Source organism: Terrabacter sp. Soil811 (assembly GCF_001429655.1).
Lineage (GTDB): Bacteria > Actinomycetota > Actinomycetes > Actinomycetales > Dermatophilaceae > Terrabacter.
The window spans coordinates 934,898-950,903 of the sequence record NZ_LMSX01000008.1 but is presented as its reverse complement, the minus strand read 5'-3'; the positions used below and the strand labels follow the sequence as shown (position 1 = coordinate 950,903).

Below are 16,006 nucleotides of genomic sequence, written 5' to 3'. Positions count from 1 at the left end.
GATGCCGGGCACGCATCTCGGCCCCTCCGGACGCCCGTTAGGCTTGCCGCCGTGGAGGTCGAGAGAGCGGGGGAGCGCGAGCACGTCGTGACGGAGCGCCTGATGACGATCCCCAACGTGCTGTCGGTGCTTCGGCTTCTCGGCGTGCCCGTCTTCCTCTGGGCGATCGTCTCGGAGCGCGACGGGCTGGCCTTCTTGCTGCTGTTGTTCTCGGGCGTCACCGACTACCTCGACGGCAAGATCGCCCGTCGGTTCAACATGGAGAGTCGCCTGGGCCAGTTCCTCGACCCCATCGCCGACCGGCTCTACATCCTCACGACCCTCGTCGGGCTCATGTGGCGCGAGATCATCCCGGTCTGGCTCGTCGTCGTGCTCCTCGCCCGCGAGGTCGTCATGGCGCTGATGCTGCTCTACCTGCGCAGCAAGGGACAGCTCGGCCTGCCCGTTCACTTCGTCGGCAAGGCCGCGACGTTCAACCTGCTCTACGCCTTCCCCCTGCTGCTCCTCGCGCACCGTGACGACTGGCTCGGCGACCTCGTCCGCCCCATCGGCTGGGGCTTCGCGTGGTGGGGCGTCGTCCTCTACTGGCTCGCCGCCGTGCTGTATGCCGTCCACGCCCGCCTCGTGCTGGCGCAGCGCCCCCGGGTGGTGACCCCGTGAGCCCCGAGAGACGTCCGGACGAGTCGATGACGCTGCTGACCACGATGATGGAGCGGCCCCTCGACGCGGGCTACCAGGAGGCCGCCGACCGACGGGTCGCGGCCGGGCTGCCCGGAGCCACCTCTACGCGCACCGTCCTCGTCGTCGTCCTGGCGATCCTCACCGGCTTCCTCTTCGCCGTGGCGGCGCAGTCGCTGCGTCCGAAGCCGACCGCTGCCGCGGCCGTGAAGAAGGAGCTCGTCACGCGCATCGAGGCGCTGCAGAAGCATGGGACCGACCAGGAGGCCAAGGTGGCCGCCCTCGGCAAGCAGGTGCGTGACTACGAGGCCCTCGCCCTCCAGCAGTCGGGCGGCACCGACCTCACGAGCACCATCAAGGACCTCGAGGTCCAGGCCGGAGCCGTGCCCCTCACCGGGCCCGGGCTGACGCTGACCCTCGACGACGCCGCCTCGACCGACGCCGGCGCCGACGCGGGGAGCCGCCCGAGCAGCGGGTTCCAGGAGGGACGGGTGACCTCCGGCGACCTCCAGATCATCGTCAACGGCCTCTGGGGGGCCGGAGCCGAGGCCATCTCCATCAATGGGCACCGGCTCAGCTCCACGGCCGCCATCCGGTTCGCCGGACAGGCGATCATCGTCGACTTCCGACCGCTGTCACGGCCCTACGTCATCACCGCCCTCGGCGACTCCCAGGGCATGCAGCAGCTCTTCGAGCCCTCGTTCGCGGGGCTCTACCTCTCGCAGCTGACCGACGAGTACAAGATCCGGTCGATCATGGCCGGGAGCGACTCCCTGACCGTGCCCGGAGACTCGGCCGTGCGGCTCGAGGTCGCAGAACCCGTCGGTCCGCCCGTAGGCTCGACCGCGCCGGGCGCCACGACGCTGCAGCAGGGCACGACTGCCCCGAAGCGGAGCGCGGGTGCGGGTGTGGCCCCGACCGGCACGGGCACGTCGACGACGCGCTCGCCCTCGGACACCCCGAGCGGCACCACCGACTCCGGCACCGGCAGCCCGGCGTCACCGACCAGTCAGGAGAACCCTTCGTGATCCCAGTTCTCGGCCTTCTGGCCGGACTCGCGGTGGGGCTCTTCCTCGATCCCTCGGTGCCTGTGTGGCTCCAGCCCTACCTGCCGATCGCGGTCATCGCCGCTCTCGACGCCGTCTTCGGTGCCATCCGCGCGATCCTCGACGGCATCTTCAACGACAAGGTCTTCGTCGTCTCCTTCCTGTCCAACGTCGTCGTCGCCGCGTTCATCGTCTTCCTCGGCGACCAGCTCGGCGTCGGGTCGCAGCTCTCCACCGGTGTCGTCGTCGTCCTCGGCGTGCGGATCTTCTCCAACGTGGCCTCGATCCGCCGGCACCTGTTCAAGGCCTGAACATGGGCAAGCGCAAGAAGGGTCGTCCCGCTCCCACTCCTGTCGACCGGCCGGAGCCGCTCGTCGACGCCGCAGAGGGGAAGGCCACCGACAGCGCCCCGGCTCCGGAGACGCCGACCGAGCCGGTTCGTGAGTCGCTTCGTGAGTCGACTCCCGAGGCCACTCCCGAGCCGCCGACCGAGCCCGCGCTCGAGTCGCCCTTGGAGCCGTCAGCGCAACCAGCCGTGGTTCCGGCTCCCGTGCTCGACGCCGGTGCCGGCGATTCACGGTCGCCCGACGCACCGTCGTCCGAGGCGCCCTCGCTCGAGATCACGTCATCCGGCGCGCCCGAGACCGGGACGAGCCGGGTGCCCGTCGAGGGGCAGGCCGCGTGGACGCGCCTGCTCAAGATGAGCAGCCCGCGCGCCACCCGGGCCAACCTGCTGGCGGCCCTGCTGGCCGTGCTCCTCGGTGCCGGCATCGCGGCCCAGGTGCAGCTGACCAACCAGCGCGGGCTCGACGAGCTGAGCCAGACCGACCTCGTCCGGGTGCTCGACGACATCTCGCTGCGCTCCTCCCGCCTCGACCAGCAGGTGCGCGAGCTCGAGTCCACCCGCGACCGGCTCAAGAACGGCACGGGCACCGCGGCCGAGGCCCTAGAGCAGGCACAGAAACGCGTCGACACCCTCGGTATCCTGGCCGGCACCCTCGCGGCCAAGGGTCCCGGCATCACGCTGCGCATCACGGACCCGACCAACGCCGTGACCGGTCCGATCGTCCTCGACATCATCCAGGAGCTCCGGGACGCGGGCGCCGAGTCGATCGACGTCGGCGGTGTCCGCGTCGTGGCCTCGTCGTTCGTCGGCGACCGGGACGGCGAGATCCTCGTCGACGGGGTGCAGGTGACCCGGCCCCTCGTGATCAAGGTGATCGGTGACTCGAAGACGCTCTCGTCGGCGATGACGATCCCCGGCGGCATCGTCGAGTCCGTGCGGCAGAAGGGCGCCGAGGCCAGCGTCACCGAGTCGAGCCTCGTCGAGATCACCTCGCTGCACCGACCGGCCGAGATGACCCACGCGAAGCCCGTCGAGTGACGGCACCGGGGCGCCGGCGACGACGCGCGACCAACCGCTGCGGCACTCAGTGGGGCCCACTTCCTGCGCTCGTCGCGCGGGCATGGCATCCTCTCAGGTGCCACCGCATCGCCGGCGACACCAGCGCCCAGCAGCACGCGCATCCACCGCGACCCCGACCGGGGCCGTCCACTGACGAAGGAGCGACATGAGCGACCTGGACTACCCCTCCGACCTGCGCTACACCAGCGACCACGAGTGGGTCCGCGTCGGCGACGACGGAGTGGTCCGCATCGGCATCACGTCCTTCGCCCAGGACGCGCTGGGCGACGTCGTCTACGTGTCCCTGCCGGCCGTCGGCGACACCGTGACGCCCGGGGACTCGTGTGGCGAGGTCGAGTCGACGAAGTCGGTCAGCGACGTCTACGCCCCCCTCGAGGGCGAGGTGACGGCCACCAACGCCGCCCTGGACTCCTCACCCGAGCTGATCAACTCCGACCCCTACGGTGAGGGCTGGATGTTCGAGCTACGCCTGGCCGACCCCTCGGCCGTCGAGGGGCTCTTGGACGCCTCGACGTACACCGCGTCGCTGTCCTGACGCCCGACAGCAGCCTGTCCGCCGCCGTGCTGGGGCAGGCTCCGACCCGTCCGGGTCAACTAGAGTGGATGGACCCGAATCCGCCCGCACCACAGAGGAGGACCGCATGTCGAGCGACCTGCCCGACCCCGACGACATGAACGTCGAACCCCGCACCATGCGGTTCCAAGGCGTGCCGTCGCTGGACAGCGACCACGTCGACACCGTCGACGCCCGGGGCCTCACGGCCGAGGACCAGGCCACCATCGAGGCCCTGCGACCCGGGACCGCCCTGCTCGTCGTGCTCCGCGGTCCCAACACGGGCGCCCGCTTCCTGCTCGACGACCAGGAGGTGGCCGCCGGCCGACACCCGGACTCCGACATCTTCCTCGACGACGTCACCGTGTCGCGCAAGCACGCGGCGTTCGTCGCGCAGGGTGGCGGCTACGTCGTCCGCGACGCCGGCTCCCTCAACGGCACCTACGTCAACCGCGAGCGGATCGACGAGGCGCCCCTGCACCAGGGTGACGAGGTCCAGATCGGCAAGTTCCGCCTCGTCTACTACTCGTCCGGAGCGCCCCAGCAATCACCCGCATGACCGCAGCCACGGTGGCCGGCGACGGGGGAGCGCCGACACCCCGCCGTCTGACGATCGGCAAGGTGCTGGCGGCCCTCTCCGAGGACTTCCCCGACGTCACCGCGTCGAAGATCCGCTTCCTCGAGGCCGAGGGTCTGGTGCTGCCGCACCGCACAGCATCGGGCTACCGCACCTACACCGACGACGACGTGCGCCGGCTGCACTACATCCTGTCCGCGCAGCGCGACCGCTACTGGCCGCTCAAGGTCATCCGGGAGGCGCTCGACGCGCTCGACCGTGGTCTGTCGGATCCCGGCGGGGAGTCGGGTGGCCGGCCCCGGCCGCCCGCGCCCTCGGCCGACCCCGAGGTCCCGACACCGCACGACCTGGCGGCTCGAAGCGACGTGTCGCTCACGGGCCCGGAGCTGCGCGAGGCGACCGGCATCGACCGCGACACGATGCTCGCCCTCGAGACGTACGGACTGCTCCAGCCCGACGAGAAAGGCCACTTCGGCCACGATGCGCTGGCGATCGCCGCCGCAGCCCGGACCCTCGCCGGACACGGCCTCGAGGCGCGTCACCTGCGTCCGTTCCGCACCGCCGCCGACCGCGAGATCGGCCTCGTCGACCAGGTCCTGGCCACGCGTTCCGGGAGCGGCACGCGGGAGGAGCGAGCGGGCGAGATCGCTTCTGCCTGCATCGCGTTGCACGTCGCGCTGGTCCGCGCCGGCCTGTCCCGCTGAGGCCGTCCCCACCGTCCACGTGCCGGGGTACGGTGGAGGAGTGAGAGAGGTCGATGTCCTGGGCGTACGCGTCGAGATGCCCACGAACCAGCCGATCGTCCTGCTGCGTGAGCGGGACGGCGGGCGCTACCTGCCGATCTGGATCGGTGCGGCCGAGGCCGCGGCGATCACCTATGCCCAGCAGGGTGTCGTGCCGCCGCGACCGCTGACCCACGACCTCATGCGCGACGTCCTGTCGGTGCTCGGTCACGAGCTGACCGAGGTGCGGATCGTGGCCCTCAAGGACTCCGTCTTCCACGCGGCGCTCATCATCGACGGCAAGGCCGAGGTCAGCTCGCGAGCCAGCGACGCCATCGCTCTCGCCCTGCGCACGGGCGCCAAGGTCCTCGTCGAACCAGGCATCCTCGACGAGGCGGCCATCGTCGTCTCCTCGGAGGAGGACGACGAGGTCGAGCGCTTCAAGGAGTTCCTCGACCACGTGTCCGCAGAGGACTTCGAGGGCCCCGCGCCCGAGGAGGAGCAGGGCGACCGTCCCGACCTGCCGGATCGGCCGGACTGACCGTCGAGCCAGCACTCCGGTGAGACCTTCACCTTCACGTAGTACCTGAACGTTGCCGACGGCTTCTCGACACGCCGTCGGCTCGTGCCCGGGGTGATTGACCGAACGGGGGTAGCGGCCTACCGTCAGGAGAACGACGTGACTGTAGTTATCCGGTTGTCGTCTGCGCGCACGCACCACCGCGGCTCGCAGCCTGAGCAGGAGGAGGACGGCATGGCCGCCATCGAGGACGCGCACGACGCCGGTCGGGTCATGCCCGCCGGGTCCCAGGGCCTGCTGTTCACCGACGACCTGCCCGAGCTGTCCGAGGACACCGGCTACCGCGGTCCGACCGCCTGCAAGGCCGCCGGCATCACCTACCGACAGCTCGACTACTGGGCCCGCACGGGTCTCGTCGAGCCGTCCGTCCGCAGCGCGACCGGCTCCGGCACCCAGCGCCTCTACGGCTTCCGCGACATCCTCGTGCTCAAGGTCGTCAAGCGACTGCTCGACACCGGGGTCTCGCTGCAGCAGATCCGTGTCGCCATCAGCCACCTGCGCGAGCGCGGCGTCGAGGACCTGGCGCAGATCACCCTGATGAGCGACGGCGCCTCGGTCTACGAGTGCACCTCGGCCGACGAGGTCATCGACCTCGTCCAGGGAGGCCAGGGAGTCTTCGGCATCGCCGTCGGTCGGGTGTGGCGCGAGGTCGAGGGCGAGCTCGCCCAGCTGCCGAGCGAGCGGGCCGACGACGACACGCCGGCCGACCACCCCGACGACGAGCTGAACGCGCGCCGCCAGGCCCGGCGACTGGCCTGACCCGGGCACCTCGCCGACGACCGTTCGACACGGCCCGACCGGACACTCCGGCCGGGCCTCGTCCGTGCCGGGACCCCGGCCACCTGCTGGTAGATTCGGGGGTGCCGATCGACCCTGCGTGGGAGAGTCCTCGGGGTGCCCAGCACCTGCGAGGCGCCGAAGGGGCAACATCCCCGGAACCTCTCAGGCGCCAGGACCACGCGGGCGAGGCAACTCTGGAGGCACCCCTACGGTGCTCGACAGACGGGGAGCGTGTGTCGTCCGCTCGAACCCGTCAGGAGCCCGCATGTCGATCGACCAGCTCGTGCCCGTCACCACCGGAACGTCCACCGAGACCGTGATGGCCGACTTCGTCAGCCGTCACGTCGGCCCAGCCGGCGACGACGTGCGCCACATGCTCGAGGTCGTCGGCCAGCCGAGCCTCGACGCGATGTGCGACCGCGCCATCCCCGGTGCCATCCGGTCCGAGTCGCCCCTGCGCATCGAGGCGGCCGCCAGCGAGAGCGCCGTCATCGAGGAGCTGCGTGGGTTCGCCTCCCGCAACACCGTCCTCACCTCGCTCATCGGCCTGGGCTACTACGGCACCGTGACCCCGCCGGTCGTGCGCCGCAACGTGCTCGAGAACCCTGCCTGGTACACCGCCTACACGCCCTACCAGCCCGAGATCTCCCAGGGCCGGCTCGAGGCCCTGCTCAACTTCCAGACGGTCGTCACCGACCTGACCGGCCTCGACGTGGCGGGGTCCTCCCTCCTCGACGAGTCGACCGCCGCCGCCGAGGCGATGTCGCTCATGCGGCGTGCGAGCAAGGCGCCGGCCGACGCCGTCGTGCTCGTCGACGAGCGGCTCTTCCCGCAGACGATCGCCGTGATGCGCACCCGCGCCGAGGCGCTCGGGCTGCCCCTCGCCGTGGCCGACCTCCGAGCCGTCAGCGACGGCGACTCCCTCTCTGCAGCAGCAGGCGGCCGCGCCGTCGTGGGGGCGATGGTGCAGTACCCCGACGCCACCGGCGAGCTCGTCGACTGGGCCCCGCTGACCTCCGCCGTCCACGAGGCGAAGGGCCTCGTCACGGCCTGCGCCGACCTGCTCGCCCTGACCCTGGCCAGCGCGCCGGGGGAGTGGGGCGCCGACATCGCCGTCGGCAGCGCGCAGCGTTTCGGCGTCCCGATGGGCTTCGGCGGCCCGCACGCCGGCTACATGGCCGTCCACCGCGGCCTCGAGCGCCAGATCCCCGGTCGCCTCGTCGGAGTCTCGGTCGATGCCGAGGGGCACCAGGCCTACCGCCTCGCCCTCCAGACGCGTGAGCAGCACATCCGCCGCGAGAAGGCGACGTCCAACATCTGCACCGCGCAGGTGCTCCTCGCCGTCATGGCGAGCATGTATGCCGTGTGGCACGGTCCCGCGGGCCTCGTGGCCATCGCGCAGCGCATCAGCGGTCTGACGGCCGCGCTGCGTGGCGCCCTCGTCGACGGCGGGCTCGACGTCGAGACGACGGCGTTCTTCGACACCCTGACGGTCGTGCTGCCCGGTCGGGCCGACGAGGTCACGACGACCTTCGCCGACCGGGGCATCAACGTCTGGCGCGTCGACGCCGACCGTGTGTCGATGAGCCTCGACGAGACGTCCACGCCGGCAACGGTGCTCGCGGTCATCGACGCCTTCGGGGTGACGCCGTCGGACGACGTCACCGCCGGCGTGAGCGCGACCGGGGCACACGGCATACCCCAGGCGCTGACGCGCACGTCCGAGTTCCTCACGCACCCGGTCTTCCACGCGCACCACTCCGAGACGGCGATGCTGCGCTACCTGCGCCGTCTGTCCGACCGCGACTTCGCCCTCGACCGGGGCATGATCCCGCTCGGGTCGTGCACGATGAAGCTCAACGCCACCACCGAGATGGAGGCGGTGACCTGGCCGGAGTTCGCCAACCTGCACCCCTTCGCCCCGGCCGAGCAGACCGTGGGCATCCGCGCCCTCATCGACGACCTGTCGTCGTGGCTGTGCGAGATCACCGGCTACGACGCGGTGTCGCTCCAGCCCAACGCCGGCTCCCAGGGCGAGTTCGCGGGGCTGCTCGCGATCCACGCCTACCACCAGGCCAGGGGTGAGGGGCACCGCCGCGTCTGCCTCATCCCCGCCAGCGCGCACGGCACCAACGCGGCCTCGGCCGTCATGGCGGGCCTCAGGGTCGTCGTCGTCAAGACCGCTGCCGGCGGCACCGTCGACATGGACGACCTGCGCGCCAAGGTCGAGGCGCACCGCGACGACCTCGCCGCGATCATGGTGACCTACCCGTCGACGCACGGCGTCTACGAGGACACGATCACCGAGCTGTGCGAGCTCGTCCACGAGGCCGGCGGCCAGGTCTACGTCGACGGCGCCAACCTCAACGCCCTCGTGGGCCTCGCCCAGCCCGGCACGTTCGGCGCCGACGTCAGCCACCTCAACCTGCACAAGACCTTCTGCATCCCGCACGGTGGCGGCGGTCCCGGGGTCGGCCCGGTGGCCGTGCGCGCGCACCTCGCCCCGCACCTGCCCAACCACCCGCTCGCGGCGGAGGCCGGGCCCGAGTCCGGGGTCGGTCCCGTCTCCGCGGCCCCCTACGGCTCGGCGAGCATCCTGCCGATCTCGTGGGCCTACGTCCGGCTCATGGGCGGCGAGGGCCTGCGGCACGCCACCCAGATGGCCGTCCTCGGCGCCAACTACATCGCCGCCCGGTTGCGCGAGCACTACCCGGTGCTCTACTCCGGCCACGACGACCTCGTCGCGCACGAGTGCATCCTCGACGTGCGCCAGATCACGGCCGAGACCGGCGTCACCGTCGACGACATCGCCAAGCGCCTCGTCGACTACGGCTTCCACGCGCCGACGATGAGCTTCCCGGTCGCGGGCACGCTCATGGTCGAGCCCACCGAGTCCGAGAACCTCTACGAGCTCGACCGCTTCTGCGACGCGATGATCGCGATCCGCGGCGAGATCGAGGCGATCCGAGCCGGTGAGGTCGCCGTCGGCGACAGCATGCTGCGGCACGCGCCGCACACGGCCCTCAACATCGCGGGGGAGTGGGACCACCCCTACGAGCGCACCGAGGCCGCCTTCCCCGTCGGCATCAACGCCGCCGACAAGTACTGGCCGCCGGTCAGCCGCATCGACGGCGCCTACGGCGACCGCAACCTCGTCTGCTCGTGCCCGCCGCCGGAGGCCTTCGAGGGCTGAGCAGCCCCGCACGACACTGGTCACCACGGGGCCGAGGACCGGCCCCGTGGTGACCAGTCCGTGCGCGCCTCTCGCGCCGGGACCCCGAGTGTGGTTGTCTCGGCACGTGGGAGCCGACGTCGAGCAGGCCAGGTACACACGCGAGCAGCGGCAGCAGTACCGGGAGAAGGTGCGCCGCGACCTCGACGTGTTCGAACGCATGCTCGGCAAGAGCGAGTTCGAGTTCGACCGGCCCATGACGGGTCTCGAGATCGAGCTCAACCTCGTCAACGAGGACCTCGGGCCCAAGCTCGACAACAAGACGGTGCTCGAGCAGATCGCCGACGAGGACTACCAGACCGAGCTCGCGCGCTACAACATCGAGCTCAACGTCCACCCGCGCCCCCTGCCGGGCGACTCGGCCATCGAGCTCGAGCAGCTGCTGCGCGAGTCCCTCAACCGGGCCTCCGCCAAGGCCGCCGAGGCCCACGCGGGCATCGTCGCCATCGGCATCCTGCCGACGGTCATGCCCGAGCACTTCGAGGGCGACTGGATCAGCGAGAACATCCGCTACGCCGCCCTCAACAACGCCGTCCTCGACGCCCGCGGCGAGGACGTCTGGCTCGAGCTCGAGGGCCCGACGGGCGAGCGGATCGCCCGCTACTCCGACAGCCTCGCACCCGAGTCGGCGTGCACCTCGATCCAGCTGCACCTGCAGGTCCAGCCGGAGCGCTTCGCCGACCACTGGAACGCCGCCCAGGTCCTCGCTGGACCGCAGCTCGCCCTCGGCGCCAACTCGCCCTTCTTCCTCGGGCAGCGGCTCTGGGCCGAGACGCGCATCCCGCTCTTCACCCAGGCCACCGACACGCGGTCGGTCGAGCTGAAGAACCAGGGCGTGCGGCCCCGGGTCTGGTTCGGCGAACGGTGGATCACCTCGATCTTCGACCTCTTCGAGGAGAACGTCCGCTACTTCCCGGCCCTGCTGCCCGAGCTCTACGACGAGGAGCCCGAGGAGGTCTTCGAGCGGGGCGAGGTGCCCGAGCTCCGCGAGCTGCGCCTGCACAACGGCACGGTCTACCGCTGGAACCGCCCGATCTACGACATCGTCAGCGGCCGCCCGCACCTGCGCGTCGAGAACCGCGTCCTGCCGGCGGGTCCGAGCATCGCCGACGTCATGGCCAACGCCGCGTTCTACTACGGCACGATGCGGGTGCTCGCGGAGGAGGACCGTCCGGTGTGGACCCGGATGAGCTTCTCCGCCGCCGAGTCGAACTTCGAGGAGGGCGCCCGGCTCGGCATCGACGCCCGCACCTACTGGCCCGGCCTCGGCGACGTGCCCGCCACCGAGCTCGTCCTGCGGCGCCTGCTCCCGATGGCCCACGAGGGCCTCGAGCGGTGGGGCGTCTCGGCGGCCGTGCGGGACCGCTTCCTCACGATCATCGAGCAGCGCTGCCTCACCGGTGTCAACGGCGCGTGGTGGCAGACCGAGTGCGTGGCCCGCCTCGAGGCACGCGGCCTGACGCGTGACAAGGCCCTGCGCGAGATGCTGCGTCACTACATCGAGGGCATGATGGCCAACGAGCCTGTGCACACCTGGGAACTCCCCCGGGACTGACCGCAGCGGCGGGTCCCACTGCGCCACGGCGCAACCCGCGTATGCCGCGTGCCCGGGGACGCGGCATACGCCCTCCTTGCGCAGCGCTCAGTCGGAGAGCAGGCGCCAGGGGGAGAGGTTGTACATCCCGAGGCACCGGGTGGACCGGTGGTGCGTCAGCACGCTCATCGAGCCCGCGTCGAGGATGAGCTGCTGGCCGAACCGCGGGTCGAGCCCGAGGTAGGTCGCGGTGAGGACGCGCAGCGCGTGGCCGTGCCCGAAGAGCGCGACGTCGCCGTGCTCGAGGTCGGGCCAGACCTTGTCGATGACCTGCTGGGCCCGCGCCGACACCTGCTCGACCGTCTCACCGGGGGTGACTCCGGGCTGCACGCCGTCGACGAACACCTCCCACGGGTGGCCGATCTCGGCGCTGATCTGCTTCGTCGTGATGCCCTCGTAGGCGCCGTAGTCCCACTCGCGCAGCAGCGGCTCGACCTCGAAGTCCCCGAGGCCGGCGAGCTCGGCCGTGCGCTTGGCGCGCTGGAGGGGGGAGACGAGGACGCGCTCGAACCGGTGCTTGCGCAGCACGTCGGCGAGCTCACGTGCTGCGGCCTCGCCCTCGGGCAGGAGCGGGAGGTCGGTCGTGCCGGTGTGCTGTCCGCTCAGCGACCACTCGGTCTCGCCGTGCCGGAAGAGGTAGATGTTGCCGGGGACGACACCGTCGGGAGAGGCCATGCCGCCACAGTATCGGCGTGGCAGGCCCTTCGACCCTGCCGTCCGGGCCGGCGCTCGGGCACACTCGGGTGCATGGACCTGCCCTTCCACCTGCTCAACGTCTTCTCCATCGAGGGGGAGCCCTTCTCGGGCAACCCGCTGTGCGTCTTCCCCGAGGCGGGTGGACTCTCCGACGACGAGATGCTCGCGTGGGCGCGACAGTTCAACCTCAGCGAGTCGACCTTCGTGACGTCGCTCGGCGAGGGATCCACGACGGGTGACGCGGCCGTGCGCATCTTCACTCCCGGTCACGAGATGCCCTTCGCGGGGCACCCCACCCTCGGCACCGCGGAGGTTGTCGCGACGTTGGGCGGCGGCCTCGACAGCGTGCACCTCAGCATGCCGGCGGGACGCATCCCCGTGGGGCGGGTCGACGGCGGCTGGCGCCTCGCAGCCCGGCCGGCAACGGTGCGCGAGGTGACCTCGAGCGGCGCCGAGCTGGCCGAGGCGCTCGGCATCGACCGCATGCTCGTCGTGCGCTCGGACGCGTCCTGGGTCGACGCCGGGGTCGAGCAGCTGCTCGTGCGCCTCGACTCCGTCGACGCCGTGCGGGCCTGCGACCCCGACGCACACCTCATGGCCGTGCACATGACGTCCCCGCCGCGGGCACCGCACGTGTACGCGTGGGCGTGGACCGGGCCCAAGAGCATCGAGGCGAGGCTCTTCTACACCCAGGGTCAGGCGGTCCTCGAGGACCCAGCGACCGGGTCGGCGTGCGCCAACCTCGGTGGCTGGCTCGTCTCCCAGGGCGCCCGCAACGTCTCGGTGGTCGTCAGCCAGGGCACGGCCGTCGGACGCCCCTCGCGCCTGCTGCTCGACATCGACTCCGACGGGGCCGTCCACGTGGGAGGACGCGTCGAGACCGTCGGCCGCGGCACCTGCTCGCTCGGCGCGGTGGGGGCCTGACGTGCCGGTGTGGATCGGGTTCCTCCGCGCCGTCAACGTCGGCAAGCGGCAGGTGCGCATGGCGTCGCTGCGCACACTGCTCGAGGCGGACGGCTACGAGGACGTCGAGACGCACATCCAGAGCGGCAACCTCAAGGTCCGCTCGTCCACGCGGAGTGCCGCCAAGGTCGAGGCCGACCTGCGACGGGCCATCAGCGCCGAGTTCGGTTTCGACGTGCCCGTCGTCGTGCGCACGCCGGCGCAGCTGCGGACGCTGGCCGACGAGGCCGAGGCCCTCGACTCGCCCATCGCCGCGGACGCGAAGCGCTACGTGACGTTCATGACGGGCGACCTCGACCCCGAGGGCGTCGCCGCCCTGCACGAGTGGGACGTCGCCACCGAGGGCGCACGCGTCGTCGGCAACGACGTCGTGCTCTTCCTCTCCGACGGCGTGCAGGCGGCCAAGCTGTCCAACACCCGCATCGAGAAGCTGACGGGCGCGGTCGGGACGGCGCGCAACATCACCGTCGTCCGGGCCCTCGCCGAGAAGTGGGGCGGCTGACGCGGTCGCGTCAGAGGCGCGCGCGGCGGACGAGCTCGAAGCAGACGACCGCAGCCGCGGCCGAGACGTTGAGCGACTCGACGCCGGCGGCCATCGGGATCGACACCCACGTGTCGACGAGCTCGGCCACCTCGGGCGTCAGCCCGGCCGTCTCGCTGCCGAGTACGAACGCGACGGGCTCGGGCAGGTGGGCGGCGAAGAGGTCGTCGTCGCCGCCGGCATCGAGCCCGACGACGTGGAAGCCGGAGCGCTTGAGGTCGCTCACGGCCTCCGCCGCGGTGAACGCCTTGAGGATGGGCGCCCGGAACGCGACGCCGGCCGAGGCCTTGACGACGAGCGGGTCGAGGGAGGCGACTCCCTTGCGGGGGACGACGATGCCGTCGACGCCGGCTGCCGTGGCCGAACGCAGGATCATGCCGACGTTGGCAGGTGTCGTCACGCCGTCGAGCACGAGCACGGCGCGCAGCGAGCCGGCGTCCTCGGTGAGCGCCGACTCGAGAGGACGCATCCGGGGCGCGACGACGTCGGCGAAGACGCCCTGGTCCTGCCGTCCGTTGCCGGCGAGCTTCTTGACGCGCTCGGCGCTCGCGTACTGCACCTCGACGCCCCGGCGGCGAGCCGCCTGCTGGATCTCGCGCAGGCCGCTGCCACGGGCACCGTCGGCGATGACGACCTTGTCGACGAGGAGGTCACCGTCGAGGAGCACCTCGTGGACCGGGTTGCGGCCGTAGACCGTGATGAAGCGGTCCTTGGGGGAGATCTCAGCGCTCACCGCGACAGGATCCCACAGCACCGGCGGCGTGCCGGACCGCCCGGGAATGGGGGAGCCCCCCTCGATGTTCAGTATGATTGAATCGTCAATCAAAAGGAGCTGGGACACATGCAGTTCGGGATCTTCACCGTCGGCGACGTGACCACCGACCCCACGACGGGCCGTACGCCGACCGAGCACGAGCGGATCGAGGCCACCGTCGCCATCGCCAAGAAGGCGGAGGAGGTCGGGCTCGACGTCTTCGCGACCGGACAGCACCACAACCCGCCGTTCATCCCGTCGGCCCCGACGACGACGCTCGCGTACATCGCCGCCCAGACGGAGCGGATCATCCTGTCCACGTCGACGACCCTCATCACGACGACGGACCCCGTGCGGATCGCGGAGGACTACGCCACCCTGCAGCACCTGAGCAACGGGCGCATGGACCTCATGATGGGCCGCGGCAACACCGGCCCGGTCTACCCGTGGTTCGGCAAGGACATCCGCGACGGGATCCCGCTCGCCATCGAGAACTACGCGCTGCTCCACCGGCTGTGGCGCGAGGACGTCGTCGACTGGCAGGGGAAGTACCGCACCCCGCTCCAGGGCTTCACCTCGACGCCGCGCCCGCTCGACGGCATACCGCCGTTCGTCTGGCACGGCTCGATCCGCAGCCCCGAGATCGCCGAGCAGGCGGCCTACTACGGCGACGGCTTCTTCTCCAACCACATCTTCTGGCCGGCCAGCCACACGAAGCAGATGGTCCAGCTCTACCGCCGCCGCTTCGAGCACTACGGCCACGGCAGCGCCGACCAGGCGATCGTCGGGCTCGGCGGGCAGGTCTTCATGCGGAAGAACAGCCAGGACGCGGTGCGCGAGTTCCGTCCGTACTTCGACAACGCCCCCGTCTACGGCCACGGTCCGTCGCTCGAGGAGTTCACGAGCCAGACCCCGCTCACCGTCGGCAGCCCGGAGGAGGTCATCGAGAGGACGCTCGGCTTCCGCGAGTACGCCGGCGACTACCAGCGACAGCTGTGGCTGCTCGACCACGCCGGCCTGCCGCTCAAGACCGTCCTCGAGCAGCTCGACATCCTCGGCGAGGAGGTCGTGCCGGTCCTGCGCAAGGAGTTCGCCGCGCTCAGGCCCGCCCACGTCCCGGACGCCCCGACCCACGCGAGCCAGCTCGCCGCCGCAACCCCCGAGAAGGAGCTCATCCCGTGACCACCTTCCACCTCGCCGTCATCACGGCCGGCATCACGCAGCCGTCGTCGACGCGCCTGCTCGCCGACCGCCTCACCGAGGCCACCGTCCGGGCGCTCGCCCGGCACGACGTCGGCGAGGTCGTCGTCGAGGTCGTCGACGTGCGCGAGGTCGCGCACGACCTGACGAACCACGTCCTGACCGGCTTCGCCTCGCCCGACCTGCAGGTACGTCTCGACGCGATCACCGAGGCGGACGCGGTCGTCGTCGCCACCCCGGTGTATGCCGCGTCGTACAGCGGGCTGTTCAAGATGCTCATCGACGTGCTCCCCAAGGACGCGCTGCGCGACACCCCGGTGCTGCTCGGCGCGACCGGTGGCACGGCCCGCCACTCCCTCGCGATCGACCACGCCCTCCGCCCGCTCTTCGCCCACCTCGGCGCGCTCGTCGCGCCGGTGGCGGTCTTCGCGGCCAGCGAGGACTGGGGGAGCGTCGACGCCGGCCGGCTGGGCGAGCGGATCGAACGCGCAGGTGCCGCCTTCGCGGCCCTCGTGAGCGGTTCGCCGCGGGCCGATCGGGTCGACCCGTTCGAGCAGGTCACGCCCTTCGAGTCGATGCTCACCGACCTCCGCGCACGATGACGCGAGCACCCGGTCGGCCCTCCGGGGCCTGACCGGGTGTCGTCACGTCCGCAGCGACGCGA

The 16,006-nt window shown here is 71.3% G+C and carries 17 protein-coding genes and 1 riboswitch; of the genes, 15 read left to right on the top strand and 2 right to left on the bottom strand.

Annotation, left to right across the window (positions count from 1 at the left end; all coding sequences use genetic code 11):
- Window positions 1-51: 51 nt before the first annotated feature.
- The 11 genes from ASH01_RS14805 (at window position 52) to ASH01_RS14755 (ending at window position 11,149) form a co-directional block, all read left to right on the top strand.
- Window positions 52-660, top strand: coding sequence for a CDP-alcohol phosphatidyltransferase family protein (locus ASH01_RS14805; RefSeq protein WP_235508646.1), 609 nt, complete (start codon window positions 52-54; stop codon window positions 658-660).
- Window positions 657-1,706 (top strand): DUF881 domain-containing protein, encoded by a 1,050-nt coding sequence (locus ASH01_RS14800; protein WP_056777151.1) that lies wholly within the window; start codon window positions 657-659, stop codon window positions 1,704-1,706. Before ASH01_RS14805 ends, ASH01_RS14800 begins: the two co-directional genes overlap by 4 nt.
- The gene (locus tag ASH01_RS14795; RefSeq protein WP_028785606.1) at window positions 1,703-2,035 is read left to right on the top strand and encodes a small basic family protein; all 333 of its coding nucleotides are present in this window, start codon (window positions 1,703-1,705) and stop codon (window positions 2,033-2,035) included. Before ASH01_RS14800 ends, ASH01_RS14795 begins: the two co-directional genes overlap by 4 nt.
- A 2-nt stretch (window positions 2,036-2,037) precedes the next feature.
- Entirely contained in the window at window positions 2,038-3,108 is a 1,071-nt protein-coding gene (locus ASH01_RS14790) for a DUF881 domain-containing protein (RefSeq protein WP_056777148.1), read from the top strand.
- Between the two features lie 187 nt (window positions 3,109-3,295).
- The gene (gcvH, locus tag ASH01_RS14785) at window positions 3,296-3,685 is read left to right on the top strand and encodes a glycine cleavage system protein GcvH (RefSeq protein ID WP_056777145.1); all 390 of its coding nucleotides are present in this window, start codon (window positions 3,296-3,298) and stop codon (window positions 3,683-3,685) included.
- A gap of 106 nt (window positions 3,686-3,791) precedes the next feature.
- Window positions 3,792-4,262 carry an FHA domain-containing protein gene (locus tag ASH01_RS14780; protein ID WP_056777143.1) on the top strand — a complete coding sequence of 157 codons (471 nt, stop codon included), beginning with the start codon at window positions 3,792-3,794 and terminating at the stop codon, window positions 4,260-4,262.
- Window positions 4,259-4,984 (top strand): transcriptional regulator FtsR, encoded by a 726-nt coding sequence (gene ftsR / locus ASH01_RS14775; RefSeq protein ID WP_056777140.1) that lies wholly within the window; start codon window positions 4,259-4,261, stop codon window positions 4,982-4,984. Before ASH01_RS14780 ends, ftsR begins: the two co-directional genes overlap by 4 nt.
- A 40-nt stretch (window positions 4,985-5,024) precedes the next feature.
- Complete coding sequence (locus tag ASH01_RS14770; RefSeq protein ID WP_056777139.1) at window positions 5,025-5,543, top strand: bifunctional nuclease family protein; 519 nt, start codon at window positions 5,025-5,027, stop codon at window positions 5,541-5,543.
- Window positions 5,544-5,756: 213 nt separating this feature from the next.
- Window positions 5,757-6,341, top strand: a complete 585-nt coding sequence (locus tag ASH01_RS14765; protein ID WP_056777137.1) for a MerR family transcriptional regulator — start codon at window positions 5,757-5,759, stop codon at window positions 6,339-6,341.
- 109 nt (window positions 6,342-6,450) lie between these two features.
- A riboswitch (glycine riboswitch) is annotated at window positions 6,451-6,550 on the top strand.
- A 77-nt stretch (window positions 6,551-6,627) separates the two neighbouring features.
- Window positions 6,628-9,555: an aminomethyl-transferring glycine dehydrogenase gene (gene gcvP, locus ASH01_RS14760; protein ID WP_082619853.1), complete on the top strand. Its 2,928-nt coding sequence runs from the start codon at window positions 6,628-6,630 to the stop codon at window positions 9,553-9,555.
- 106 nt (window positions 9,556-9,661) lie between these two features.
- On the top strand, window positions 9,662-11,149 hold the full coding sequence (locus ASH01_RS14755; protein ID WP_056777134.1) for a hypothetical protein: 1,488 nt from the start codon (window positions 9,662-9,664) through the stop codon (window positions 11,147-11,149).
- A gap of 87 nt (window positions 11,150-11,236) precedes the next feature.
- Here ASH01_RS14755 and ASH01_RS14750 read toward each other — a convergent pair whose 3' ends face one another.
- The gene (locus ASH01_RS14750) at window positions 11,237-11,863 is read right to left on the bottom strand and encodes a histidine phosphatase family protein (RefSeq protein WP_056777132.1); all 627 of its coding nucleotides are present in this window, start codon (window positions 11,861-11,863) and stop codon (window positions 11,237-11,239) included.
- Between the two features lie 72 nt (window positions 11,864-11,935).
- Here ASH01_RS14750 and ASH01_RS14745 point away from each other — a divergent pair, with 72 nt between their 5' ends.
- Both ASH01_RS14745 and ASH01_RS14740 read left to right on the top strand, forming a co-directional pair.
- A complete protein-coding gene (locus ASH01_RS14745; RefSeq protein ID WP_056777129.1) occupies window positions 11,936-12,808 on the top strand; it encodes a PhzF family phenazine biosynthesis protein in 873 nt (290 codons plus the stop codon).
- 1 nt (window position 12,809) lies between these two features.
- On the top strand, window positions 12,810-13,349 hold the full coding sequence (locus ASH01_RS14740) for a DUF1697 domain-containing protein (protein ID WP_056777126.1): 540 nt from the start codon (window positions 12,810-12,812) through the stop codon (window positions 13,347-13,349).
- Between the two features lie 10 nt (window positions 13,350-13,359).
- Here ASH01_RS14740 and ASH01_RS14735 read toward each other — a convergent pair whose 3' ends face one another.
- Window positions 13,360-14,121, bottom strand: a complete 762-nt coding sequence (locus tag ASH01_RS14735; protein WP_056777122.1) for a TrmH family RNA methyltransferase — start codon at window positions 14,119-14,121, stop codon at window positions 13,360-13,362.
- A 108-nt stretch (window positions 14,122-14,229) separates the two neighbouring features.
- Between ASH01_RS14735 and ASH01_RS14730 the strand changes: the two genes are divergently transcribed.
- Complete coding sequence (locus tag ASH01_RS14730) at window positions 14,230-15,324, top strand: LLM class flavin-dependent oxidoreductase (RefSeq protein ID WP_056777118.1); 1,095 nt, start codon at window positions 14,230-14,232, stop codon at window positions 15,322-15,324.
- Window positions 15,321-15,944 (top strand): CE1759 family FMN reductase, encoded by a 624-nt coding sequence (locus tag ASH01_RS14725; protein ID WP_056777115.1) that lies wholly within the window; start codon window positions 15,321-15,323, stop codon window positions 15,942-15,944. The genes ASH01_RS14730 and ASH01_RS14725 overlap by 4 nt, the downstream gene beginning before the upstream one ends.
- Window positions 15,945-16,006 lie beyond the last annotated feature (62 nt).

Coding starts and splice junctions, on each gene's coding strand:
- ASH01_RS14790 (WP_056777148.1), top strand. CDS start 2,038: ATGGGCAAGCGCAAGAAGGGTCGTCCCGCTCCCACTCCTGTCGACCGG.
- gcvH (WP_056777145.1), top strand. CDS start 3,296: ATGAGCGACCTGGACTACCCCTCCGACCTGCGCTACACCAGCGACCAC.
- ASH01_RS14780 (WP_056777143.1), top strand. CDS start 3,792: ATGTCGAGCGACCTGCCCGACCCCGACGACATGAACGTCGAACCCCGC.
- ftsR (WP_056777140.1), top strand. CDS start 4,259: ATGACCGCAGCCACGGTGGCCGGCGACGGGGGAGCGCCGACACCCCGC.
- ASH01_RS14765 (WP_056777137.1), top strand. CDS start 5,757: ATGGCCGCCATCGAGGACGCGCACGACGCCGGTCGGGTCATGCCCGCC.
- gcvP (WP_082619853.1), top strand. CDS start 6,628: ATGTCGATCGACCAGCTCGTGCCCGTCACCACCGGAACGTCCACCGAG.
- ASH01_RS14750 (WP_056777132.1), bottom strand. CDS start 11,863: ATGGCCTCTCCCGACGGTGTCGTCCCCGGCAACATCTACCTCTTCCGG.
- ASH01_RS14745 (WP_056777129.1), top strand. CDS start 11,936: ATGGACCTGCCCTTCCACCTGCTCAACGTCTTCTCCATCGAGGGGGAG.
- ASH01_RS14730 (WP_056777118.1), top strand. CDS start 14,230: ATGCAGTTCGGGATCTTCACCGTCGGCGACGTGACCACCGACCCCACG.